The sequence below is a fragment of the Paraburkholderia sp. GAS82 genome (assembly GCF_050436285.1).
GTDB classification, from domain to species: domain Bacteria; phylum Pseudomonadota; class Gammaproteobacteria; order Burkholderiales; family Burkholderiaceae; genus Paraburkholderia; species Paraburkholderia phenazinium_B.
Map to the genome: position 1 here is coordinate 508,837 of NZ_JBNDLX010000002.1, position 23,190 is coordinate 532,026.

At 60.3% G+C, this 23,190-nt stretch carries 22 protein-coding genes and 1 riboswitch; of the genes, 15 read left to right on the forward strand and 7 right to left on the reverse strand.

From position 1 onward, the window contains the following. Positions 1-14 precede the first annotated feature (14 nt). The 4 genes from P3T17_RS08655 to P3T17_RS08670 all read right to left on the reverse strand — a co-directional run bounded on the left by P3T17_RS08655 (position 15) and on the right by P3T17_RS08670 (position 2,742). Positions 15-950, reverse strand: a complete 936-nt coding sequence (locus tag P3T17_RS08655; RefSeq protein ID WP_429406054.1) for a copper resistance D family protein — start codon at positions 948-950, stop codon at positions 15-17. Positions 951-952: 2 nt separating this feature from the next. Next, positions 953-1,330, reverse strand: a complete 378-nt coding sequence (locus tag P3T17_RS08660; RefSeq protein WP_074266977.1) for a copper resistance CopC family protein — start codon at positions 1,328-1,330, stop codon at positions 953-955. After that, positions 1,331-2,257, reverse strand: a complete 927-nt coding sequence (locus P3T17_RS08665; RefSeq protein ID WP_429287375.1) for a hypothetical protein — start codon at positions 2,255-2,257, stop codon at positions 1,331-1,333. It abuts the gene before it with no gap. A gap of 104 nt (positions 2,258-2,361) precedes the next feature. Next, positions 2,362-2,742: a DUF2946 domain-containing protein gene (locus tag P3T17_RS08670; RefSeq protein ID WP_429287374.1), complete on the reverse strand. Its 381-nt coding sequence runs from the start codon at positions 2,740-2,742 to the stop codon at positions 2,362-2,364. A 407-nt stretch (positions 2,743-3,149) separates the two neighbouring features. Here P3T17_RS08670 and P3T17_RS08675 point away from each other — a divergent pair, with 407 nt between their 5' ends. The 3 genes from P3T17_RS08675 (at position 3,150) to P3T17_RS08685 (ending at position 6,601) form a co-directional block, all read left to right on the forward strand. Continuing rightward, the gene (locus tag P3T17_RS08675) at positions 3,150-3,752 is read left to right on the forward strand and encodes a cytochrome b (protein WP_429406056.1); all 603 of its coding nucleotides are present in this window, start codon (positions 3,150-3,152) and stop codon (positions 3,750-3,752) included. Positions 3,753-3,832: 80 nt separating this feature from the next. Continuing rightward, positions 3,833-5,284: a glycosyltransferase family 2 protein gene (locus P3T17_RS08680; protein WP_429406058.1), complete on the forward strand. Its 1,452-nt coding sequence runs from the start codon at positions 3,833-3,835 to the stop codon at positions 5,282-5,284. 129 nt (positions 5,285-5,413) lie between these two features. Continuing rightward, on the forward strand, positions 5,414-6,601 hold the full coding sequence (locus P3T17_RS08685) for an aromatic ring-hydroxylating oxygenase subunit alpha (protein WP_074266983.1): 1,188 nt from the start codon (positions 5,414-5,416) through the stop codon (positions 6,599-6,601). A 13-nt stretch (positions 6,602-6,614) separates the two neighbouring features. Here P3T17_RS08685 and P3T17_RS08690 read toward each other — a convergent pair whose 3' ends face one another. Next, positions 6,615-7,859, reverse strand: a complete 1,245-nt coding sequence (locus P3T17_RS08690; RefSeq protein ID WP_429406059.1) for an MFS transporter — start codon at positions 7,857-7,859, stop codon at positions 6,615-6,617. 92 nt (positions 7,860-7,951) lie between these two features. Continuing rightward, positions 7,952-8,034, forward strand: a riboswitch (ZMP/ZTP riboswitch). A gap of 23 nt (positions 8,035-8,057) precedes the next feature. Between P3T17_RS08690 and P3T17_RS08695 the strand changes: the two genes are divergently transcribed. From P3T17_RS08695 to P3T17_RS08730, 8 genes are all read left to right on the forward strand, one after another. Continuing rightward, positions 8,058-8,201, forward strand: coding sequence for a hypothetical protein (locus P3T17_RS08695; RefSeq protein WP_429406060.1), 144 nt, complete (start codon positions 8,058-8,060; stop codon positions 8,199-8,201). Positions 8,202-8,204: 3 nt separating this feature from the next. Continuing rightward, positions 8,205-9,071: a tetrahydrofolate dehydrogenase/cyclohydrolase catalytic domain-containing protein gene (locus P3T17_RS08700; protein WP_429406062.1), complete on the forward strand. Its 867-nt coding sequence runs from the start codon at positions 8,205-8,207 to the stop codon at positions 9,069-9,071. Between the two features lie 249 nt (positions 9,072-9,320). After that, on the forward strand, positions 9,321-10,709 hold the full coding sequence (gene cysS, locus P3T17_RS08705) for a cysteine--tRNA ligase (protein WP_429406063.1): 1,389 nt from the start codon (positions 9,321-9,323) through the stop codon (positions 10,707-10,709). Positions 10,710-10,855: 146 nt separating this feature from the next. Continuing rightward, positions 10,856-12,727 carry a M3 family metallopeptidase gene (locus tag P3T17_RS08710; RefSeq protein WP_429406064.1) on the forward strand — a complete coding sequence of 624 codons (1,872 nt, stop codon included), beginning with the start codon at positions 10,856-10,858 and terminating at the stop codon, positions 12,725-12,727. Positions 12,728-13,233: 506 nt separating this feature from the next. Continuing rightward, complete coding sequence (gene valS / locus P3T17_RS08715) at positions 13,234-15,840, forward strand: valine--tRNA ligase (protein ID WP_429406066.1); 2,607 nt, start codon at positions 13,234-13,236, stop codon at positions 15,838-15,840. Positions 15,841-15,957: 117 nt separating this feature from the next. After that, a complete protein-coding gene (locus P3T17_RS08720; protein WP_429406067.1) occupies positions 15,958-16,317 on the forward strand; it encodes a VOC family protein in 360 nt (119 codons plus the stop codon). Between the two features lie 118 nt (positions 16,318-16,435). After that, a complete protein-coding gene (pip, locus tag P3T17_RS08725; RefSeq protein ID WP_074266988.1) occupies positions 16,436-17,368 on the forward strand; it encodes a prolyl aminopeptidase in 933 nt (310 codons plus the stop codon). A 119-nt stretch (positions 17,369-17,487) separates the two neighbouring features. Then, positions 17,488-18,021 carry a GNAT family N-acetyltransferase gene (locus P3T17_RS08730; protein WP_429406068.1) on the forward strand — a complete coding sequence of 178 codons (534 nt, stop codon included), beginning with the start codon at positions 17,488-17,490 and terminating at the stop codon, positions 18,019-18,021. A gap of 78 nt (positions 18,022-18,099) precedes the next feature. Here P3T17_RS08730 and P3T17_RS08735 read toward each other — a convergent pair whose 3' ends face one another. Together P3T17_RS08735 and P3T17_RS08740 are read right to left on the reverse strand one after the other, a co-directional pair. Beyond that, positions 18,100-18,933 (reverse strand): class I SAM-dependent methyltransferase, encoded by an 834-nt coding sequence (locus P3T17_RS08735; protein WP_429406070.1) that lies wholly within the window; start codon positions 18,931-18,933, stop codon positions 18,100-18,102. A 103-nt stretch (positions 18,934-19,036) separates the two neighbouring features. Continuing rightward, positions 19,037-20,455 carry a PLP-dependent aminotransferase family protein gene (locus tag P3T17_RS08740; RefSeq protein WP_429406071.1) on the reverse strand — a complete coding sequence of 473 codons (1,419 nt, stop codon included), beginning with the start codon at positions 20,453-20,455 and terminating at the stop codon, positions 19,037-19,039. Between the two features lie 529 nt (positions 20,456-20,984). Here P3T17_RS08740 and P3T17_RS08745 point away from each other — a divergent pair. From P3T17_RS08745 to P3T17_RS08760, 4 genes are all read left to right on the forward strand, one after another. After that, positions 20,985-21,560 (forward strand): helix-turn-helix domain-containing protein, encoded by a 576-nt coding sequence (locus P3T17_RS08745; protein ID WP_429406072.1) that lies wholly within the window; start codon positions 20,985-20,987, stop codon positions 21,558-21,560. A 107-nt stretch (positions 21,561-21,667) separates the two neighbouring features. After that, on the forward strand, positions 21,668-22,129 hold the full coding sequence (locus tag P3T17_RS08750; protein WP_429406074.1) for a VOC family protein: 462 nt from the start codon (positions 21,668-21,670) through the stop codon (positions 22,127-22,129). 4 nt (positions 22,130-22,133) lie between these two features. Beyond that, entirely contained in the window at positions 22,134-22,472 is a 339-nt protein-coding gene (locus P3T17_RS08755; RefSeq protein ID WP_074266994.1) for an ArsR/SmtB family transcription factor, read from the forward strand. Next, a complete protein-coding gene (locus P3T17_RS08760) occupies positions 22,469-22,972 on the forward strand; it encodes an SRPBCC family protein (RefSeq protein ID WP_429406075.1) in 504 nt (167 codons plus the stop codon). The genes P3T17_RS08755 and P3T17_RS08760 overlap by 4 nt, the downstream gene beginning before the upstream one ends. Positions 22,973-23,190: the final 218 nt, after the last annotated feature.

Sequence of the window (23,190 nt, forward strand, 5' to 3'; positions counted from 1 at the left end):
CCGCAAACCATGGTCTAGCCGCCCGAGGGCGACGTGTGGCCCAGTACGCCTGCCACGATCAAGATCGCCACCATTGCGACGGCTTCGACGGCGAGCAGCCGGTCGAAGCTGCGCTGCGCATTGCGATAGGCTTGTCCATCACCGGTCACCGTGTGTTGCAAGCGTGGTAGATGGATCATCCGGTTATAGGCACCGAGCAATACCGCCAACGTGACGAGTATCAGCTTGAGAGTCAGCACGCGTCCATACACCACGTCGAGCAACGGCGTAGTCAGATGCGCCGTGTCCTGCGTAGCGTTATAGATGCCGGTCACGATCACAGCTGCGAGCGCGCCGGTTGCCAGATGCGACAGGTACGTGCAGAACTTCACACGGTTGCCAGGCGCGACATCCGCCACCGCTGTCGCCGCTCCGGCACCTCCACACCACAACAGCGGCGCCGCGACAATCACACTACCTGCCCACAACGCAGTCGCCGCGAGATGTAGCACATGCACGGCTTCGCGCGGGGTGAAATCGCCTGCGTCCGCGGCGTGACTGGCTGCAGCTTTCCCCGCCACATAGACGACCATACCCGCTGCCGTTAGCCACCACGCCGCATGGCTATGACGCGCGCTGCCGAAACTTGCGAGCACCACGCCGGCAAAACCCACCGACCACGCAATCCCGAAGTGCGATTGCGTCAGCACCGCGCCCACCACGGGACCAGCCTCACGCAACGGCGTACCGCTCATCACAGCAGCCTCCAACCACAGGTACAGCACGCAGGCGAGCGAGAGTGCGCAGAGTGCCGCCAACCGCGAGCGTCCCAGCCCGGTAGCAGACGCCATGGCGCGGGTGTCATCCACCCGTGCCAGCATCGCACTGCATACGAGCGCCCCGACCGCCACCGCGAACAGCACGTCTTGCGCAGCTTCGACGACGATCTGTACGACGACGAGCGGATCCACCGTTACTTCACCGTGAAGGTGTAGTGGCCCTGCGTACGGTGGCCATCTTCCGCGACCGCCACCCACGCGACCGTGTAGTCACCCGGCGTGAGCGGGTTCAGCGCGACCGACATATGCTTCTTGTTCGCCGGATCGACCACGGCCTTCGCGCTTGTCACGGGCTTGCCCTGCGCATCGGTCACGGTGATCGCGCTGAAGGCCGGCTCGAGGCCATCGTCGAAATCGATCGCCACGTCCTTTTGCGAGGTGGTCACGGTGGACCCGGCGGACGGCGCCTGGTGAGTCGGGTATGCATGAGCGTGCGCGAGCTGCGCGACGGTCAGCGTCAGCGCGGCAACGAGGCCGCGCGCCAGAGATGAGTTCAGGAGAGTGTTTTTCATTTAGTTGAAGAGCGGCTTGCCAAGAGAGTTAGGGAAGATGTCGTCGAAGTACAGGTGCGCATCGAACAGCACGCCCACGTGATTGCCGGTCAGGTGATTGACCGGAATCTGCGCTTCGATGCCGAACTGGCCGTAGCGGTTAAGCCAGAGAAAGCCCGGGTTGATGGTGCCGGTGGTTTGACCGGCACAAGCGCCCGCCGTACAAGTGCTCATCGGCGCTTCGACGACGAGCACCATGTTCTTGAAAGGCTGCGGAATGCCGAGATCCTTTACCTGGCTTTGCAGATACGGAATGCTGTATTGCAGCGTGAAGCCCCAGCCGAATGAATTCGGCCCGTTGGCGGACGACGCCGTGGTGAGGTTCGGTCCGAGTTCGCCGGTGATCGCGAACGGCCGCAGATAGCTGAGCGAGGTGGGCAGATCGCCGAAGCCCTTGCCGAAGTAAAAGTCCGGCGTGAACGTCGAAAACGAGTTCCCAACCGACCTGGAGCCCGTGCCACCGATCTCCGCCTCGAGCCCGATCGACGCCATGAATTCATGCCGCGCGTTCGCGTAGAGCAGATATTTCGCGCCTATGGTCACGTTGTCCCAGCCCTTCGTCGAGCCGCCGTTCGGGTCGTTCTGGCTGACGTAATCGCTCGAAACGCTGAAGGCCAGGTTCTTCGTGATCAGCTTGTCCCATTCATAAGAGACCGTATTGACGTTCATGTTGTCACCGTTGTCGTCCGGACTCTTGATGTGACCGAACTGGGTGTCGAATTCATCCCCGACGCCGGGGTCGTCCACGGTCAGCGTGGCGGGAAAGACGCGGTCACCCACTACCGCGTGAGCAGAAGCCGCCGGCGAACCGGCGAGGCAGGTGGCGCCCGCAGCCGCCATCAAAGCGGCGCGTGCCGGCGCCGCGTGTCGTTTGAAAAACGTACGCATGATCTAATTCTTCTCCTAATTGTCTTGATGCTGCGCCGCGTGGTTGTGCGGCGACATCCCGCGACTGCTTGCGCAGCGCGGATGCGGTTCAGGTACAGAACACGTCAGGAGAGAACGGGAGGCGCGCGCGGCTGGGCCGCGGTATAAAAGAGGGGGACGTGGACGGCGTCGCGCGTGACGGGAACCGGTGCGCGCGCAACCGATAGTTCGGCCACGAACACCGTAGCCGTGCCGGGCAGCACCGGCACGTGGGCCAGCATGCCGCAATACGCACAGGCCTGCCAATGCCAGGTAGGCGAAGGCGACGACTTGTCCGTCTTCTCGACCTGGCTGTTATCCGGGTCCGCCGAGCAGTAAGTGGCCAGCGCCTGGCCAAGTCTGTCGTGTGCCGCGAGCGCCTGCGAAACGGTCGGCGCAAGCGTGCTCATCAGGATTGCAAGCAATCCCAACAAACTGCCGATTTTCTGAAGGCGGAGGCGAAGCATGCTGTGCGTCGAGCATGAGAAGGGGCGATGATTGGCGCAGATTATGCCATGCAGGCGGCCGCGAACCTATGTGTAAACCACATGCCCGGCATCTTTACTCTGCGCATACTGGCAGCTGGCGGCAATGCGTCGCACGCGAGATGTGTGGCTGCCGCACGCCTGATGCAATTTCGTAGGAAGATTGCGATTTTCGCCACGGTTCGTCTGATTCGGGAAGCGGCACAGCGCCGTTGAAACGAGCAGAAATCTGCCTATAAGGGCATTCTGGGAATAAATCGCCGCGCGGCGACGTTAGCACTATTAGCTGCGATGACGTTGCATTCAGGCGTCGGCGCTTTTGCCCGGTTCACGGCCATTTAAATTTCAAAAAGCTTTCGCATAAGCGCACCTTTCGGACGGAATTACCGATGAGCACTCAGGCAAACTCTCCGCTAACCGACGCCAGCAGCGTGCAGGCGGTCTCTCACTACACCCGCACGGCAATGGTCCTGCACTGGATCATCGCGATCCTGATTATCTGCAATGTGGTGTTGGGGTTGAGCGCCGATTCGCTGCCCGACGACTGGGTGCGTCCCGTGGTCGACACGCATAAGTCGATCGGCATTACCGTGCTCGGCCTCGTGCTGCTGCGCATCCTGTGGCGCGTCTCGCATAAGCCGCCCGCGTTGCCGGCCGCGTTTCCCGCATGGGAGCGGATCGCCGCCCATGTCGCGCATTTTCTGCTTTACCTGTTGATGATCGGCCTGCCGCTTTCTGGCTGGCTGCACGACTCGGCATGGAAGGACGCCGCGACGCATCCGATGCGTTTGTTCAACCTGTTTCCGTGGCCGCGTATCGGCTACGTGATGAACCTCGATCCGACGCTCAAGGAATCGTTGCATGACCGCTTTGGCGCGCTGCATACGTGGCTCGGCTACGCGCTTTACGCCCTGCTGGCGATGCACGTAGGCGGTGCGCTCAAGCATGAGTGGATCGATCGCAAGTCCGTGCTAAAGCGCATGATCCCTTGAGGAACGCGTCTTCGCCAAACGACTCTGACCCACAAGCTCAACCATTCAACCACGCAGTATCGACAGATTCAGCCGCTATTTTGAAGAGAACTCTGGAACAAGCCTTGGCGCTCGCTTCGCCCCGTATCGTGCCTCGCCCGGCCACATTGTCGAGTACGGTGATCCATCTCAGCGTCGTGGCGCTGTGGCTGCTGCTGTTCGCGCGGGCGTTCTTTCTGCAGGGCGTGGTGGCATGGTCGACGGGGATTGCGTACGTGCTTTACGACACCCTTCTGCTCGTATTCGTCGCAGTCAAGACGCTACCGCTCATGCGGCCGTTGGCACCGCTCGATCCGGCTTCGGATCGACGCAGTTTGCCCAGCATGGGCGTGATCGTCGCCTCGCATAACGAGGCAGCGGTGCTGCCGATCACGCTGGCTGCGTTGCTGCGGCAAACGCACGGCCCGGAGCAGATCGTGATTGCCGACGACGGCTCGACCGACGATACCGCCGCGCTCCTGACCGGACGCTTTGGCCTGACGGCGGCGCCGGATGGCCACCTGAGCGCGCCGAGCTCGCTGCATCCGAACCTGTACTGGCTGCGCGTGCCGCACGGCGGCAAGGCGCGGGCGCTGAACGCCGCCATCACGGAGATGACCACCGACACGGTCATGACCGTCGACGCCGACACGCTGCTCGACGACGACGCCACTTACGCCATGCGGGCGGCCTTCGCGAGCGAACCGAAGCTGGTGGCGGCAGCGGGCATCCTCGTGCCGGTCTGCGGCAAGTCCTTTTCAGGCCGCGTGTTCCAGTGGTTCCAGACCTACGAGTACATGCGCAACTTCATTGCCCGCTTTGCGTGGATGCGTGCCGACAGCCTGCTGCTGATCTCCGGCGCATTTGCCTCGTTCAAGCGCGAGGCGCTGGTCGAGGTCGGCGGCTTCGACCCGCAATGTCTGGTGGAGGACTACGAACTGATCCACCGGTTGCGTCGCTATTCGGTTGATCACGGGCTCGGCTGGGATGTGCGCGTGGTCGGCGATGCACAAGGGCGAACCGACGCGCCCGGAACGCTCGGCAGTTTCCTGCGGCAGCGGCGCCGCTGGTTTGCGGGCTTCCTGCAGACGCAGTACTGGAATCGCGATATGACGGGCAACCCGCGCTACGGCACACTCGGCATGCTGATGCTGCCGGTCAAGGCGATTGACACGATGCAGCCCATCTACGGGTTGACGGCCTTCGTGTTGCTGCTCGCTTTCCTTGTCGGCGGCCATGGGACGCTGGTGCTGTCGATTTTTGGCGTGATCGGCGCGAAAATCGCCATCGACCTGGCTTTCTACGTCTGGTCCATCCATCTGTACCGCCGCTGGACGGGTCAGCGCGTCGGCTCTAGCGTGGGATTGGCGCTGGTCGCCGCAATAGTCGAGCCCTTCACATTCCAGTTGCTCCGCCACACTGGCGCCCTGCTGGGATGGCTGCACTTTTTACGTGGTGGCCGCGTCTGGGGCGTGCAGCGACGCTCAGGACTGGTCGCACCCGACGAAAGTTGACGGCAGGCGGGAAACCCCAGGTATTGTCAAAAACATCAATTGCGCACCTTCTAGTAGACTGACTCCCCATGTCGGCCCCAATCCTGTTGGGGGCCCATCCAGATTTCAGACTATAAGGAGGCGTCGCCCATGCATGGAGTTCCTTCGCTGGATAGCAGCACTATCGATGCGCCTGTCGACGCTATTGCCGATGCATCTGACGAAGTATCTTCCGCGGCATTCGTCGAAGCGCGCCCTGACGCGCCTGTTCGCGATTTGCGTCGAGTTCCGATCCACCCCGATTACTGGTATCCGCTTGCCTGGTCGCATGAGGTCAAGCGGGGCAAGGCGCACGGCGTAACCTTCGCAGGCGAGCCGATCGTACTGGTGCGCACCGAGTCGGGCGTCACGTTTGCGCTGGAAGACCGCTGCGCGCATCGCCAGGTGCCGCTGCACGGCGGCGTGGTGGACGGCGAAAACATCCGCTGCTGTTATCACGGCTGGACCTACGATTGCACGGGCCGTTGCGTCGATATTCCCTATCTCGGCCGTGAGCGGCTGCCCAACGGCGTGCGCTCGTACCCGTGCCGCGAGGAACAAGGGTTGATCTTCGTGTTCCCGGGCAATCCTGCGCTGGCTGAGGAGCGCCCGTTGCCGCCGCTCGCCTCGCTTGGCGACAAGGCGTACAAGACGCGCCGCTTTGGCCGCGAAGTGAAGTGCCACTACTCGTTCATGCACGAAAACCTGATGGACATGAACCATCAGTTCCTGCACCGCAAGCAGATGGGGCAGATGCGGGCGCGGTCGCTGGGACGGCGTCGCGGCGAGGGCTGGGTCGAGGTGGACTACACGTTCGCGCGGATGGCCGGCGAGCAGCCGATCGGCGAAGCGCTGGTGTTCGGCCAGAGCCGTAAAGGCACGCAAGGCGCGGACAAGGACGTGATGACCATCCGCACCGAATATCCGTACCAGACGCTGCAGATCCGCACGTCGGATTCGACGCTCGTGATGAACCTGTGGATCGTGTATGTGCCGGTCGATAGCGAGCAGCGCGTCAACCGCACCTTCGGCCTGCTGTCCATCCGCAAGCCGGGCATTCCGGTCCTGCTCGATATGGCGTGGCCGCTACTGGTGTGGTTCACCGAGCGGATTTTCAAGGAAGACCGCTGGATCGTCGAGCGCGAACAGGAAGCGCACGACCGCCAAGGGGCGGACTGGAACCACGAGGTGTTTCCGGTCATCAACGAACTGCGCGCACTGTTGCGCGAGTGCGGCGCGCCGCCGGCAGCGGGCCATTTCAAAGGTGTGCGTATCGGGCCGGCCGAAGCAACGACCTAAGGCGACGGCGGGCTCACTCGCTTTCCGCGATGCCCGCCTTGGACAAGCCTGATTCACTCTCCGCGCGGGCTGTGCGTCTGCGCTGCAGCCATGGCTCCGCAATCGACGCCACAGCGCCGATTGCGCCCATCGTCAGCGAGAGCGTCACGATCAGCAAACCCGTATGGGCGCGGCTGGCGAACACCCCTACCAGCAATCCCGCCAGCGGCTGGGTCATATTGTTCAGCAGGATGATGACGCCCGTGGTTTTGCCGTAGTCCTTGGGCGGAATGATCTTTTGCCGGGCGCTTCGAATGTAGACGTTGAACATCTTGTCGAAGCCGGTGATCAGCACGAAGCCCACCGCGTAGCCCCACGGGCCTTGGCTCGCGCCGGCCAGCACGCCTCCCAGGCAGATTGCCAGAAACGCCAGCAGACCCAACGTTTTCCTCGAAAACGAGGCGCGGGCGATCGTCACCAGAATCAAGACGGTGGCGATTGCGCCGATGGTTTGCAGCACCGCGTAAAAGCGTCCCGATTGATGGTGAATGCCGGTGACCATCGCAGCGGATGTGGCCAGCGTCACACCGATGACCAGGTTCTCGGCGGCGGCCAGCAGAATGACCTTCGTCAGACCGGGTAGGCGCACGACATGCTGTACTGCGGTTCGCAGCGGTTGGGTCCAGTGGCCTTGGGGCGGTTCTGCTGCGATAGCCTGAAAACCGCTCATGCGCTGCCACAACACAAACGACGCGTCGGCGATCAGGAACAGCACTCCGGTGGTGACCACGACGAACTCCCAGCGCCACCAGCCGAGTAGCAGCGCCGCTGCCATTGGGCCGAGTACGACGCCGAGCTGATCGGCCAATTGGGAGACCGCCAGCACGCGCTCGAACTTATGCGCCTTGAAGATTTGCGGCAGCATGACTTCGCGGGCGACGAAGCCTTGGCTCGTCAGGATGCCGCAGCAAGCGGAGAGCGCAATCAGCCAGCCGATCCCGCCGAAGGCCGCGTAACCGATGACCCCTGCGATACAGACTACGGCACGATAGGTCTGGCTGATACGCATCAGCTTGAGCGGGGAGAAGCGGTCGCTGAACGCGCCGAAGAGCGGGAAGAACAGATAGCGCGGCAGCGCTTCGACTAAAAAGGCGATACCGGACCACGACACTTTCTGGGTCGTCTGGAATACGACTAGTGGTACCAGGAACAGCAGAATCTGGTCGGCCAGCCGTGCAAAGAAGAGCGAGCAGAAAAATGCCTGATGGTTGACGCGCACGGTTCTTTACCTGTTGGTCACGGTGCTTCGCAGGGGTGGCGCGAGTGTGACGGGCAGACTGAAGGATAACCGGTGTTAGCGTGAGTTATCATAGGCGCCTACGCGACTGGCGAGAGAAGATGGATCACCATCGGGAAGCGTAGACGTCACACCGCCGTTCGCCTGGGCATCTTGATCGTTCTCTTAAGGAGACTTCCGATGACTGCCCCGAGTATTGCCATTTCCCTCGCTTCATTTCTATTGCCCGCATTCCATCGTCTGCGCGGCGTCGTATTTCCCCGGTATTGCGTCCATCTTTTGCAGCGTAGCGGCTATTACAGCGCGACCACCGTGTGGAGCTGAGCCATGAACAATCCTCTGAATTGTGTGATCCTGGACGGCAAGGCGCTCGCGGCGCTGGGCGAACAGTCTTTGTCCGCACGCGTAGCCGCGCTCAAGACAAACAACGGCGCCCAGACGCCCATACTCGCCACCATTCTGGTCGGCGACGATCCGGCTTCCGCTACCTATGTGCAGATGAAGGGCAACGCGTGCCGGCGCGTCGGGATGGATTCGCGTCTGGTCAAACTGCCTGCCAGCAGCACCACGGACGAGGTTCTCGCCGAGATCGAAAAGCTCAACGCCGATCCTAACGTTCAAGGGATCTTGTTGCAGCATCCCGTGCCCGCTCAAGTCGATGAACGCCGATGTTTCGATAGCATCTCGATTCTCAAGGACGTCGACGGCGTGACGAGCCACGGCTTTGGCCGCATGGCTCTGGGCGAACCGGCGTTCGGCCCCGCGACGCCAACCGGCATCATGCGGCTGCTCGCGTACTACAAGATCGAGCTGGCCGGCAAGCGCGCGGTCGTGGTGGGCCGTAGCGCGATCCTCGGCAAGCCTATGGCGCTGATGCTGTCGAATGCGAACGCGACCGTCACCTTGTGTCATTCGAAGACGCTTGATCTCGAGGCCGAGGTACGCCGCGCGGAAATCGTCGTGGGCGCGGTGGGCAAGCCGAGGTTCATCCCGAGTCGCTGGATTAGCGACGGTGCTGTCGTGATCGATGCCGGCTACCATCCTGGCGGTGTCGGCGATATTGATCTCGATGGGCTTACGAGCCGCTGCGCGGCAGTGACGCCGGTGCCGGGCGGCGTGGGTCCGATGACGATCGCCACGCTGATCGCGCAGACCGTCGATGCCGCCGAGCGGGCAATGCGCGGCGAAGATTAGCGCGGCGAAGGCTAGCTCGCAGCCCGTCAAACCGATTGACCAAAAAATAGACGCGCGTTAGCATCATTCTATGAACGCCTCCGCCCTCTTCCTCGTCCGCTGCAAACACGCATGCTGTCAAAGCCTGCCAGAGGGAGCTTGCGTCTAGCGCGTTGGTTTGCGTTACGTTCAAGCTGGTTCCTGATGGCCACCCGTTGAAAGACTGGTGGCTTTTTTGTTTTTCGCCTTCCAAATCATACGGAAACTTCGATGTCTCTCGCCCTGTACGACACCTGGTCGCGCACTGTGCGGCCGTTCACAGCTCTGCAACCCAGTCACGTGGGTCTGTATTGCTGCGGACCTACGGTGTACGACCATGCGCACATCGGCAATCTGCGGACATATGTTTTCGAAGACGTGCTGCGACGAGTTCTTGAGCTAAACGGCTACAAGGTGCGGCACGTCGTCAATATTACTGATGTCGGCCATCTTGTCTCCGATGCCGATGAAGGTGAAGACAAGATGGAAAAGGGCAGCCGTCGCACGGGCGAGTCTGCATGGGAGATTGCGGAACGCTACACGCGTGCGTTCATGAGCGACTGGCGGGCGCTCAACCTGCTGGAACCCACGCTGTGGTGCCGCGCGACGGACCACATCGCGGAGCAGATCGCCTTCGTTGCCGAACTGGAACGCACCGGTTACACGTATCAGACGAACGACGGTGTGTACTTCGACACGAGCCGGCAGGATGACTACGGCTATCTGGCGCGCCTCGATCACGCTGGTTTGCAGGCTGGCAAGCGTGTTGCGCTAGGAGAGAAGCGCAGCGCGACTGACTTTGCGTTGTGGAAATTCAGTCCATCTGGATCGACGCGGCAAATGGAATGGGACAGCCCGTGGGGTCGCGGCTTTCCGGGGTGGCATATCGAGTGCTCGGCGATGTCCGCCAAGTACTTGGGACCTTGGTTTGACATTCATTGCGGTGGAGAAGACCACATCGCCGTGCATCACAGCAATGAGATTGCGCAAACGCAAGCTCGACACGGGACGCGCTCAGCCAACTTCTGGATGCATGGACACTTTCTGACCTTGGATGCCGCCAAGATGTCCAAGTCGAGTGGGGACTTCTTGCGGCTGCAGAGCTTGATCGACCGCGGGATCGATCCTTTGGCCTACCGCTATCTTTGCCTTGGTGCGCATTACCGTAGCAAGCTGCGTTTCAATCATGAGGCACTTGAGGCCGCGCAGGCGGCGTTGGACAGGCTGCGCAAAGCCTATACGAGCTGGCCCGTCGGCGGCACTGCAGATGAGGATTTTGTGGCGCGCTTTAACGCAGAGGTCAATCAGGATCTGAATCTTCCGCGGGCGTTGGCCGTGCTGTGGGAACTGGTCAGGAGCGAGCTGCCCGATGAAACACGTCGGGCCACCGTTGATGTCTTTGACGCGGTGCTCGGGTTGCAGTTGGCTGAGTGGCGGGCGGATACGTTCGAAATTCCAGCGGATGTTGCTGACCTGGCGCGTCAGCGTGAGGAGGCACGCGCACGCAAAGACTGGCCCGAGTCGGACCGTCTGCGCGACGTATTGAGAGCGAAGGGCTGGCAGATCGAGGACGGTGTGGATGGACAGCGTTTGAGTCCGCTGGATGCTAAAGGCGCTTAGAGAGCGCAGCGCAAAGCCAGGCTCTCGCGACACCGCTTAGCAAGTCAACTGTATGCCGACTACGCTACGATGAATGCGGAACATTGCGCTCTCCCTCGCCGCTTTTCCGGGCCACACAAAACAACGCCTCTAGTGATGCTTCGTACATGAAAAACGCTCGCACCTTCTTCGACCAGATCAATCAGGATTATCTGCAGATTCATCGGAAGGAGGGCGAGCTTTTCTGGCTGACCCACACGGGCCAAAGCGATGAACATGACGCGCAGCGTGCGGCTGGTCTTGCACGCAAGACCTTCCTCGCCGACTCTCGGCTCCTCGCGCAGACCAGAGAACATCTTGCGAGGGTTGAAGCCGCCCAGCAATCCGCTGAGCGCGACGCGTTGGTGAGCGGTTTGCGTGGCTGGGTCGCCGCATTCGAAGGCAATGCGATGGGCAGCGAGCGTGCGTCTACTTTGCTTGCCGAACTGATCGCGATGGACGCCGATCTGTTTGCGCGCCGCCAAGTCTACAAGATGCATCACATCGGCGTGTCGGGCCGCACTGAAGAAGCTTCGCCCGCTGCGTTGCGTTCAAACCTCGCATCAAACCCGGACGAAGCCTCGCGCAAAAGCTCACACGAGGCACTGTCTGGACTCGAACGCTGGGTGCTGGAAAACGGCTTTCTCGAGATCGTGGCGAAGCGCAACGAATTGGCGCGTGAACTCGGATATCGCGACTTCTTCGATTACCGGTTGCGCACCAATAGCGGTATGAGCCCGGAACAGCTCTTTGCGATCTTCGATGAATTTGAACGGAATACGCGCAATACGCATTTTGCTTCGATGGATCGCCTCGTCAGCGAGTACGGCGACGAAGTCCTGCAGCCGCACAACCTGCCATTCAGAGTTCGCGGAGGCGCCGCGCTCAAGGCGGATGCTTACTTTCCCTTTAGCAAGGCGTTGGAGCGTTGGGCTGAATCGTTCCGGCGTCTTGGCGTTTCGTATCGTGGCGCACGCATCGAAATCGATCTGCTGGACCGGCCGGGGAAGTTCACTACCGGCTTTTGCGCGTCGCCCGTAGCCAGTTATCACGACGACACTAACGGTTGGGTGCCTGCCGACGTCCGCTTCACCTCGACGGCCCGTCCGCAACAAGCGGGCGCAGGACTGCGGGGGATCAACGTGTTGTTTCACGAAGCGGGACACGCCGCTCACTTTTCGAACGTTGCGCTCAATTCACCGTGTTTTTCGCACGGCTTTGCCCCGACCACACCGGCATACCTCGAAGCCCAGGCAAAGTTCTTCGAAGCGCTGCCGGGTGACCCTTGCTGGATCCGACGCTACGCGCGCAACGCGGACGGCGAGCCGATGCCTGACGAGATGATCCGTGAGCGGGTCGAGTCGAACCGGGCTTTCCTCGCTTACAACGAACGGCGCGACCTGGTGCCGACTTACTTCGAGCAGGCCCTCTATGCCATGGACGATGCAGAGCGCACCACGGAGTCCGTGCTTGATCTGGAGCGCTCGTTGACGCAGCGCATGCTCGGTGTTTTGAGTAATACCGTCTATGTGCTGGGTATGCCTCACCCCCTCTATCACGACATGGCCGTCTACTACCATGGCTATCTGCTGGCGAAGATGGCCGCGTCGCAGACCCGCGCTTATCTGACTCGCACGCTCGGCTATATCGTCGATAACCCGGAAGTGGGTCCCTTGCTGGTGAAGCATTGCTGGTCTGCCGGCAACAGTCTCACGCTCGATCAAACGCTGCGCAATATGACCGGGGAGGGTTTGACGTCGGCTTATCTGGCAGATGAATGCAACCGTTCACCGCAGGAAGCTTGGGCACTCGCGCAGGAGGCCATCGAGCGCACGGATCGGGCACGGGCAGCGCAGACCGAAACCAGTGGCGATCTCGATGCATCGATTTCGATCGTGCACGGTGCGCAATGCATTGCTACCAATGAGGAATCTTTACCGGTGATGTATGCGGCATTTGAAGCGTGGATCGAGGATATGGCGACACACGACGTCACATAAGACTTGTGCCAATCTCAATGATCGATTATAAAAACATATCCCGACCACAAGTCGGGACACACCTTATCTAACGTTCACTCGCGGAGGATGCTATGTCACCGTTAAACGTAATGCCGCACTGATTTACCTCATCCCCTCGCAGCACGCGCAGCTTTTCATACGCTCGCCACGGCTGCTTCGAGCATTTCGCCGTACCTGTTCTCGCTTCTTTCCCTCGCTTCACTCCGCGTCCGTCGGCCTTTCGGTGTTCTCCGAGGCATCGCTGCTGCATTTCGCGCTATGGAGCGTTCGTGAGCCTGCATCGGGCGTTCCTCCGCCTCGATCGCGCTGTTCGTAAGCCACGTCGCTTAAACACATAGCCTGGCCAAAGACGTACCAAGGCCGCACCGCTCGCGTGTATGCTGGATTCGTTCGTGATCCCTGTCCGGGTCGCGCGGATTCGTGCGTTCGTGTGTGGCCTTCGATATGCACTGCAACCCGAATTTCCTATCGACAGCGAAGCAGCGATGAAACCTTCATCTTCCTTATCGGCCACCGAGCGTCGTCGTCCGACACGACGCCACGCCGCTCCACGCGTGCCCGAGCGGCCTGGTCTCGACGCACTCGAAGCGCGTTGGGCAGAGCATTGGCAAGTGCAACAGCTCAATGCCTTCGACCGCACGGCGCCGCGCGAAAACGTGTTCTCGATCGATACTCCCCCGCCCACGGTGTCCGGCTCCCTGCATGTGGGGCACGTGTTCAGCTATACGCATGCCGACATCATCGCTCGTTATCGGCGCATGACGGGCAAGAGCGTGTTTTATCCAATCGGATGGGACGACAACGGCCTGCCCACGGAGCGGCGCGTCGAGAACTTCTATGGCGTGACGTGCGATCCGGATGCGGCGTACGAACCGCACTATCGCGAGCCTGCTACGCCCGCCACGCGTCGCTCGGAGTTTGAGCGGATCAGCCGGCGTAACTTCATCGAGCTTTGCCACAAACTGACCGCCGTCGACGAACGCGCGTTCAGAGAACTGTTTGTGCGTCTCGGGATTTCGGTCGACTGGAGTTTGACCTACGCCACAATCGACGATCGATCGCAACGCACAAGTCAGTTGGGATTCCTGCGCAATCTGCAGCGAGGCGAGCTGTACAGTCAGGACGCACCGTGTTTGTGGGACGTGACTTTCCAGACGGCAGTCGCACAGGCTGAACTCGAAGACCGTGAGCTTGCAGGTGCGTATCACGACCTGCGTTTCGTCGATGGTCTAGGTAATGCGTTGATCATCTCTACGACGCGCCCGGAGTTACTGCCGGCATGTGTCGCTTTGGTGGCGCATCCCGATGACGAGCGCTATCGCCATCTCATCGGAACCAAGGCGCGCGCGCCCCTCTTCGATATCGAAGTGCCGGTGCTGGCGCATCCGCTCGGTGAGCCTGAAAAAGGCACCGGACTGGCGATGATCTGTACGTTCGGCGATGTCACCGACGTGATCTGGTGGCGCGAACTCAATTTGCCGACACGCTGTGTGATAGCCAAAGATGGTCGCTTGCAGAGCGAGACGCCAGATTGGCTCGCATCGCCGCACGCGCGCGATGCTTATGCCCGCCTTGCGGGCGCATCTGTTCCTCAGGCACGCAACCGGATGGTTGAAATGCTGACGGAAAGCGGCGATTTGCTGGGTCCGCCGCGACCGCTTACGCACAGCGTCAAATACTTTGAGAAGGGGGACCGTCCGCTAGAGATCATCGCAACGAGGCAATGGTATCTGCGTAGCGGCGGGCGCGACAATGTGCTGCGCGAGGAACTCCTTGAGCGAGGCGCGCAGCTCTGCTGGCATCCAGGGCACATGGCCACGCGCTATGGCCACTGGGTCACAGGCCTGAATAGCGATTGGTTGATTAGCCGCCAACGGATCTTCGGTGTGCCAATTCCGCTTTGGTATCCGCTCAATGCAGCGGGCGAACCGGATTACAGCACGCCGATATGTCCGGATGCGGCGTCATTGCCGATCGATCCGAGCTCACATGTGCCACCGGGTTATACCGAGGCGCAACGCGGCCAACCGGGCGGTTTCGTGGGAGAAGCGGACATCATGGATACATGGGCAACCAGTTCGCTGACGCCGCAGATTGCAGGCGGTTGGGAGCAGGCCGACGGATGCTTTGCGAATATCTTCCCGATGGACCTGCGTCCCCAGGGACATGAAATCATCCGCACGTGGCTGTTCTATACGGTGGTGCGGAGCGGCTTCGAAGCGCAGAGCGCACCTTGGCGGCACACGATGCTTTCCGGTTGGGTTCTCGATCCGGATCGCAAGAAGATGTCGAAATCGAAAGGTAACGTGGTTACGCCACTGTCGCTGCTCGATACTTACGGCTCCGATGGTGTGCGTTACTGGGCAGCGTTGGGCGGTCCGGGTACGGATACCGCTTTCGAAGAGAAGCAGATGAAGGTGGGCCGTCGGCTTGCACTCAAGCTGTTGAACGTTTCGAAGTTTGCGCTGGGCTTCGATGGCGAGCCGGATGGCGCCATCACGCATGGACTCGACCGCGCCATGATGCTGCATCTCGCCGCTGTGGTTGATCATGCGACGGCTGCGCTGGAGGCGTTCGAGTACAACCGGGCCATCGAACGCATCGAAGCCTTTTTCTGGTGGTATTGCGACGATTACGTCGAACTTGTGAAGGGCCGGGCATATGGCAGTGGATCGCAAGCGGCGTCGGCACGCAATGCGCTGGCGGCTTCGCTTTCTGTGGTTCAACGGCTGTTGGCGCCGTTTCTGCCATTCGTCACGGAAGAGTGCTGGTCGTGGTGGATGGAGGGATCGGTTCATACTGCGCCGTGGCCTACGATGGATATGTACTTCGGCGCATCGAGCCGCTCGAAAGACGATTCGTTTGATGAGCTCATCTTTGCCGCTTCCGAAGTGCTAAGCGCGATCCGCAAGGAAAAATCTGAGGCTAAGTTGTCGATGAAGGCCGAGGTCGAGTGGGTCCGCGTGGAAGGCCCGCCGGCCTGCCTTGAGCTGCTTAAGATCGCTGAAAGCGACTTGTGCAACGCCGGGCAGGTCAAGCAATTTGAAATGAGTGAAGCGCCCGCATTTGGCGTGAGAGTGGAGCTATCCTAGTGAAGGGTTGCGACGCGGTACAGTCGTATTTTGTATGAAAACGCTGCGCCGCCTCGCGCCGATTCCGATCTTTAGCCGCATCGAACAACCCAACGGGAGAAACACGTGGACATCTCCATGAGCCGGTTAATACTCTACGTGCACGATGTCGAAGCACTGAAGTCGTTTTACGAAGCGCATTTCGCGTTACCCATCGTTGAAGAGATTCCCGGCGAATGGGTTGTCCTCAAAGCGGGTGCGATTGAACTCGCGCTACATCTTGTGGGTGAGCCGTATCGCAACACGACGGCTAAGCACGTTCACTCGAATGCCAAGATGGTCTTCTCTGTGCCATCGGGATTGAACGCGTTGCGCGACAAGCTCGTTGCAGCAGGCGTCAACATGCGCGAGCTGAAACGCTACGAAGGTTTCCCCTATTTGCTTTGCGACGGAGAAGATCCCGAGGGAAATGTGTTCCAGTTATCCCAGGCGGACTAGCGGCCGAGCCGCGTCCGCATCCGAAACGAGTAGCCGGGTTGAAGTTCATCGGGCAGAATCTATTGGATGCGCACGCGGCTCGCCGCAATGCACCGGCATCCACACTCTGGAATCAAACATGTACCCATCAATTGAACCCTACAAGCACGGCTTTCTCGATACCGGTGACGGTCATCAGGTGTATTGGGAGTTGTGCGGCAATCCGAACGGCAAGCCGGCGGTGTTTCTTCACGGCGGCCCCGGCGGCGGATGCAGCCCGGAACATCGCCGTCTGTTCGACCCGGCGCGCTACAACGTGATGCTGTTCGATCAACGCGGTTGCGGCCGCTCCAAGCCGCATGCGAGCCTGGACAACAACACGACGTGGGACCTGGTCGCGGATGTCGAGCGCTTGCGCGAGATGATGGGCGTCGAGCAGTGGCTGGTGTTCGGCGGATCGTGGGGCAGCTCGCTCGGTCTGGCCTATTCGGAGACGCATCCGCAGCGGGTCAGCGCGCTGATCGTACGCGGCATCTTCACGATGCGTCGCGCCGAACTGCTTTGGTACTACCAGGAAGGTGCGTCGTGGTTGTTCCCGGACTTGTGGGAGGGCTTCCTCGCGCCGATTCCTGTCGAGGAGCGCGGCGATCTGATGGCAGCGTATCGTCGCCGCCTGACCGGCACGGATGAGGCCGCGAAACGGGAGGCCGCGCGCGCATGGAGCTTGTGGGAAGGCCGCACGATCACATTGCTGCCCAGCCCCGAACTGGAGGAGCATTTCGGTGAAGACGATTACGCGCTCGCTTTCGCGCGCATCGAAAATCATTACTTCGTCAATGACGGGTTTGTGGAGGAAGGGCAGTTGCTGCGGGACGCCCATCGCCTCGCCGATATCCCCGGCGTGATTGTGCAGGGGCGGTATGACGTGGCGACGCCGGCGCGTACCGCGTGGGATCTCTCCAAAGCCTGGCCGAAGGCGGACTTCCAGCTGATTCCGGATGCGGGGCATGCCTACAATGAACCGGGCATTCTAAAAGCGTTGATCGCAGCGACAGACCGGTTTGCACGCTGAGCGGACTTAAGCCGAAAGCAGGTGTGCGCTGTCCATCGATGGCGTCGGACAGTGCATAGCCGGCCGTAAGCAGAAAATTCACTCTGCACCAGGAAATCCAACATGGCGGAGCGGCACGAATGAATGCATCGGGGGTCTCATATCAAGTCGTCAGTCCTGCTGACCAAGACGCTTACAAGCAGTTCATGACCGATTTGTTCGATGAAGAACTGGAGACGTTGCCAGATCGGTTGGCGACCGTCAGCGATCAACAGTGGGCCGAGTTCATCAAGCGTCGCGCGGGCGAGCATTCGGTGTTGTACGTCGCGCGGCACGAGGGACGACTGGTAGGCGGGGGCGGTGTCGGGCGGATCGAACAACCGAGCCGCGAACATACGGTGGGGCTAGCGCTCAACGTCGCGCGGGAGTATCGCGGTCAGGGAATCGGTCGGGCATTGTTAGTGCATACGCTCCTATGGGCCGCCCGCGCTCCGTCTGTTGAGCGCATCGAACTCGAGGTAACCGCGAACAACGCGTCGGCGATTCACCTTTACCAATCGGTCGGCTTTGTTGTGGAAGGCGTGAAGCGCGATGCACTCAAGAAGGGCGAGCGCCTGATTGACCTTGTGCAGATGGCCATAACAGGACGCGACGTGCGATTGCCGAAATGCTAAGGATCGCGCTCGCTGTGCAACGGCCTCAGGTTGCCTGATCCCGTTGCGCAGTGAAGCCAGAAAGTCGCAGGACTTTTTCTACTTTGCCCTCGCACGAATCAACCGAACCCCCCAGCCGGTGCGAATGGTCCCGTCGCTCTGTTGCAAGCCGCTTAGCGCTTCCAGGAGCTCCTCCCGCAAGCGTGCCTTAGCCGGCTCGGATAGCCGGTCGATAGTGTAGGTCTCAGTCAGCGACTCCCATAGCTCGTCAGGGTTTGGTTCCCAATCCACATCCAGATCTTCGAACTGCAGGTCTTCAAAGTCCCTCGAGAGCAACTCCGTCCATCCCTCTACGGTGTGGGTGCGTGCATCGCCGAACGGCAACGGCGATGCATCTTCCCTGAGGATCGGCAGCAGAACTTTGTGCAGGACCTGATTCGCCTCACCGAGCAGAAACGCTCGCCCAACCACGGTCGCAAACTGACCGTGCGGACGAAGCACGCGGCGGACCTCCTTGATAACCTGCTCGACGTCATCCATCAGCATGATGGCCATGTGCGACAGTAAGCAGTCGACACTGCCCGTTTCGATGGGTATTTCCTGCGCACGCTCTTTTAACAACTCGACTTCCTTAGGGAGCGTTGCTCGTGCGACGTCCAGTTCGCCCTGACTCATGTCTACGCCAATCAGCCGCAGCGACGACTGTTGCCGGTCCGACAGCAGCTTGAGCAGATATCCATCGCCGCAAGCGAGATCGAGGACGGTCAGCGGCGCAGCCGATGCCGGCACGCATCCAGCAAGCGCGGCATAAGAGGATGCATATTCGGCCACGCTCGAGCGGGCACGAAGGTGACCAAATGCTGCGCTCGTGGCGCCGGCCTGACGTTGATGGAAGTCCTGCAGATACGACTCGACGGGGGATAGCACGCTCATGCGATGAGACTCCACGGAAATATGCTTGATGCTTGGTCGACGGAAGCGATCGGGTCGAGCGGTGGGCAATTATCGACCACCTTCGACTTTCACATCGCCATCATTATGCGGTGCGCAGTTGCGCCAGCTCTTCCGATATCAGCTGACCCAGCGCAGCGATATTCCGTTCAGTACGATCAGTCAGTGGCATGCCCATATTGAGCCGCAAACAATGATTGAGACTGCCGTCGGTGCAAAAAAGCTGGCCTGGCGCAAAAGCAATACCAGCCGTTAGCGCTCTGCGCAACAAGGCGACGGAATCGAAGCCGCGCGGCAATTCCACCCATAGCCAATGGCCGCCTGAAACTGCATGGCTACAGGCTTCCGGAGGAAAATGACGTTGCACGGCTGCCCGGTACATTTTTGCATAGGCTGCCAGCGTCTGACGCAAACGTCGCAAGTGCGGCTCGAACAGACCACTGCCCATAAATGCAGCCAGCGTGTGCTGAAACAGCGGCGCCGGCTCCGGCATAAATTCAAGCTCCCTACGCAAGTTAGTCACCGCGAAGCCCAGAGACATGCCGGGGCTAATCAAGTCGCTCAGGTTCGTGATGTAGTGAACCAGTCCGTCTTGATCAAACGCCTTGAAAGGTAACGGACGGCTCTTGCCGAAATACAGCTCCCCGTTGTGGTCGTCCTCGATAAGCGGCACGCCATACTTTGCAAGCAACCCGACCGTGCGGCGCTTCGCGTCGTCGCTCATGAGTCCGCCGGTGGGATGCGAAAAATTCGCGGAGAAGATACATGCCGCCACCTTCTCCCTTTTCAGCACGAAATCGAGCGTATCGGTGGAAAGACCGTGCTCCGGATGGGCCGGTATTTCGAGCACATTCAGTCCCATCGCATCGAGGTCCCATAACAGCCTCATGGAGGTTGGGGAAGCAATCGCCACTGTATCGCCGGGTTTGATTAGCACTCGCAACAACGCGCGGTGGCTGAATTTCCCGCCAGACGTGATGGTGATGTCTTCAGTACGCCAGTTGAGGCCCATCAACCGTCCCCGGCGTGCTAGCTGTTCAGCGAGCGGCGATTCGGCGCACATGTCTCCCAGGGTAAAGAACGAAGGATTACGGCGGGCTTGCGCTGTCATGATGCGTTGCAGGGCAACGACCGGATACAACTCAGGATCTATCACGGCAAACAACATGGGCTGTTCGTGAACGTGCAGCCGGTCGAGTTCTCGTAGCAAGGCGCGTTGCGCTGGCAGTGCGGGTTGTGTGGCCACCTCGGGCCGAGGCTGCGACGACTGGCCAACGATTGCCTGACGTTCCCGAACGTAGAAGCCTGAACGCGGGCGCGCCGCGATCAGGCCCGCGTCTTCAAGCAAGTACAGGGCATGCGTGACCGTGGCGCTGCTTCCCTTGAAGCGCGAGCATAGGGCGCGGATGGATGGCAACTTGTCGCCGGGGCGAAATTCACCTGCGCAGATTTCTGCGTGCAATTGGCTGGCAAGTTCGCCATAACGAGTCGTTCGATCCCACATCCGCTGTCCACCTGTTTTGGAAGCACAACCAATTCTAACAGTGCCCAACACCGGTAAAACAGGCTTCGACTCGAAGTAAGGCGCGTCACCCAGCAGGCATCTCAACTGTACCGATTGACCAAGGGATACAGACAGGAAAAACGACGCAGTGCGCCGGTTCAGATTGCTACGCCTGGTCCTATCGCGCGGCCTTACCGATGCGCAGAATGATCCCATGACACCTTCCGGGGATATTCACAATGAACCAGCAGCCACTTTGTTCAAACCAGGACCACGCAACACTGGAAGATCCAGTCCGGGAATGTCTGCATCAGGCAGCCCGATTACTGCGACTCATCCGGCATTTCCTGCGTAGTCAATGGCAATCGTCTTTAAACCGGGTTGACGCAGAGCCGGAAGATTCAGTTCAGGAGCGCCTCGATCAGTCGGCCCGATTGCAGCGGCTGATACGGCATCTCTGGCGCTAGTGGCATTGCGCGAGGCCTCTTGCTGTATTCAAGGATAACTAAATAATAAGCGCATTCATCTTATGCTCTCTAAACTTGAAGAAACGACACCGGCTACCGTTCTGGGTGGAAAAATTCGCGCGTTACGGCAGCGGCTAAAACGCACACTCGACTACACGGCGGGCGCGGCGGGGATTTCGAAGCCTTTTCTTTCGCAGGTTGAGCGTGGGTTGGCCAAACCGTCAATCACATCCCTGAACGGGATCGCCAGCGCGCTCGGCGTCGCCGTGCAGTACTTCGTGGACACACCTGGCGAACAACGTCCGGTGTGCCGTGGCGATCAGCTGAAATTCTTCAGGTTTGCAGAGTCGCCGAACCTGTTTGCGCAACTCACGCGTGGATCACCTTCCCAGCAACTCGAGGCTATCCTCGTAAGATTCCCGCCCGAGCAAAGGCGACCTACGGATATGCCAACCAGTGCAGCGGAAGAGCTTCTGTACGTGATATCCGGCGAGGTGTCGCTGACCCTGGAGGGCGAGACGTTTGTCTTGCAGGCCGGAGACAGCGCCCATTATCAATCTACGTTGCCACATGGATGGATCAACAGTAAGCGCATAGAAGCTCTGGCACTTTGGGTTGGTACGCCGAAGTTATTTTAGAGGGGTCCGGTCTGGTCGATCATCCTGGTAACGGTCACCCTTGACATTCTCACTTAATAAACTAATATGTTAAATATTAACCCGTTAGTTTATGAAGGGAGGCTGCCATGAGTGAGGCACTGTCACGTCCGTCCTTGGGCGCTGCGGTCTACTATGACGATCCGCTGGCCGCGCTGGATTGGCTCGAGAAGGCCTTCGGCTTCGAACGTCAGTTTGTCGTCACGGACAACGACGGCCAGCTCGCCCATTCGGAAATGCGGTTTGGCGACAGCTATGTGATGGTGTGCCGTGCATGGGCGGAGGACATGGCGAGCCCGAAGTCCATAGGCGGGAGAAACACTCAATCCGTCCATGTGCAACTGCGCGATGGCATTGACGAGCATTGCGTCCGGGCGCGCGCAGCCGGCGCTGTGATTACACGTGAACCGGCGGATCAGTTCTACGGTGACCGCGTCTACGCGGCGCGTGACCCTGAAGGACACGCGTGGAGTTTCGGCCAGACATTGCGCGAGGTATCGCGTGAAGAGGCCGAGCGAGTGAGTGGCCACAAGATCGACGGGTGGGTGTGAGCCGATGGCACTTGCTGCAAGCGCGTCGCTGGACCGGACGCTGTCCGCGCTAGCCGATCCTAGCCGGCGCCAGGTGGTCGATCTGCTCAGCGAGAAGCCGATGCGTGCCGGCGAACTTGCTCAGGCCACCGGTCTGAGTCCGCAAGCGATGAGCCGGCATCTGCGCGTGTTGCGCTCGAGCGAACTGATCGAGGAGTCGCACGATGGCATCGACGCACGCGTGCGTCTCTATGTGCTGAGGGCCGCACCGATGACCGAGCTCAAAGCGTGGCTCGAAGCGACCGAGCAATTGTGGTCATCGCAATTGCTCGCGTTCAAGGCACATCTGGAGGCACAGCCGTGAGCTCGCGCGTGCAGGTGTCGGTCCGCGTATCCGCAGCTCCGCACCGGGCCTTCGATGTCTTCACGCGAGACATCGCCTTGTGGTGGCGGCCCAATTCGCTCTTCCAGTTCACTCCGCGGGGCGCGGGTACGCTGTCGTTCGAGGGTGGTGTCAATGGTCGTTTGATCGAGACGCAGACGGATGGCAGCGTGTTCGAAGTGGGGCGCGTCACGGCGTGGGAGCCTGGTGTACGGCTCGCGTTCGGCTGGAGTCAGGCGAGCTTCTCCGCTGATCAGCGGACTCATGTCGAGGTGCGCTTCGAGGCGGTAGGCGATGAGACCCGCGTCATCGTCGAGCATCGCGGCTGGGATACGGTGCCGCAAGATCACGTCGCACGTCATCACTTCCCCGATGGCATCTTTCTGCGGCGTCATGGCGAATGGTGGCAAGTGCTGCTGGGTTCTTACGGTGCGCGGATGAAGCACGACGGATCTTTTGTTGCATCGCCGCCTACCGCGTGATCCTCGCCGAACATGGAAGCGCGTTTTCGCACAGCCTGTCCCGAGCTTTTAGCTAATGGGAGGAAACAGTGCATCTCTGCAGTGTAGCTAATGCGCTATCCGGGGAAGGCGATAATGATGGTCCGCCATGAGGGCTGTGGATTGCTCGCAGCGACCGTGCGAATCACCCCTTTAGCGCTGAGTTCGTCGCGCTTGCGTTGCGTCCGTGTCTGCTTCGT

Bases quoted from the DNA above. Each gene is read 5' to 3' on its own strand.
- P3T17_RS08660 (WP_074266977.1), bottom strand. From the start codon at position 1,330: ATGAAAAACACTCTCCTGAACTCATCTCTGGCGCGCGGCCTCGTTGCC.
- P3T17_RS08665 (WP_429287375.1), bottom strand. From the start codon at position 2,257: ATGCGTACGTTTTTCAAACGACACGCGGCGCCGGCACGCGCCGCTTTG.
- P3T17_RS08670 (WP_429287374.1), bottom strand. From the start codon at position 2,742: ATGCTTCGCCTCCGCCTTCAGAAAATCGGCAGTTTGTTGGGATTGCTT.
- P3T17_RS08675 (WP_429406056.1), top strand. From the start codon at position 3,150: ATGAGCACTCAGGCAAACTCTCCGCTAACCGACGCCAGCAGCGTGCAG.
- P3T17_RS08685 (WP_074266983.1), top strand. From the start codon at position 5,414: ATGCATGGAGTTCCTTCGCTGGATAGCAGCACTATCGATGCGCCTGTC.
- P3T17_RS08695 (WP_429406060.1), top strand. From the start codon at position 8,058: ATGACTGCCCCGAGTATTGCCATTTCCCTCGCTTCATTTCTATTGCCC.
- P3T17_RS08700 (WP_429406062.1), top strand. From the start codon at position 8,205: ATGAACAATCCTCTGAATTGTGTGATCCTGGACGGCAAGGCGCTCGCG.
- cysS (WP_429406063.1), top strand. From the start codon at position 9,321: ATGTCTCTCGCCCTGTACGACACCTGGTCGCGCACTGTGCGGCCGTTC.
- P3T17_RS08710 (WP_429406064.1), top strand. From the start codon at position 10,856: ATGAAAAACGCTCGCACCTTCTTCGACCAGATCAATCAGGATTATCTG.
- valS (WP_429406066.1), top strand. From the start codon at position 13,234: ATGAAACCTTCATCTTCCTTATCGGCCACCGAGCGTCGTCGTCCGACA.
- P3T17_RS08720 (WP_429406067.1), top strand. From the start codon at position 15,958: ATGAGCCGGTTAATACTCTACGTGCACGATGTCGAAGCACTGAAGTCG.
- pip (WP_074266988.1), top strand. From the start codon at position 16,436: ATGTACCCATCAATTGAACCCTACAAGCACGGCTTTCTCGATACCGGT.
- P3T17_RS08730 (WP_429406068.1), top strand. From the start codon at position 17,488: ATGAATGCATCGGGGGTCTCATATCAAGTCGTCAGTCCTGCTGACCAA.
- P3T17_RS08735 (WP_429406070.1), bottom strand. From the start codon at position 18,933: ATGAGCGTGCTATCCCCCGTCGAGTCGTATCTGCAGGACTTCCATCAA.
- P3T17_RS08740 (WP_429406071.1), bottom strand. From the start codon at position 20,455: ATGTGGGATCGAACGACTCGTTATGGCGAACTTGCCAGCCAATTGCAC.
- P3T17_RS08745 (WP_429406072.1), top strand. From the start codon at position 20,985: ATGCTCTCTAAACTTGAAGAAACGACACCGGCTACCGTTCTGGGTGGA.
- P3T17_RS08750 (WP_429406074.1), top strand. From the start codon at position 21,668: ATGAGTGAGGCACTGTCACGTCCGTCCTTGGGCGCTGCGGTCTACTAT.
- P3T17_RS08755 (WP_074266994.1), top strand. From the start codon at position 22,134: ATGGCACTTGCTGCAAGCGCGTCGCTGGACCGGACGCTGTCCGCGCTA.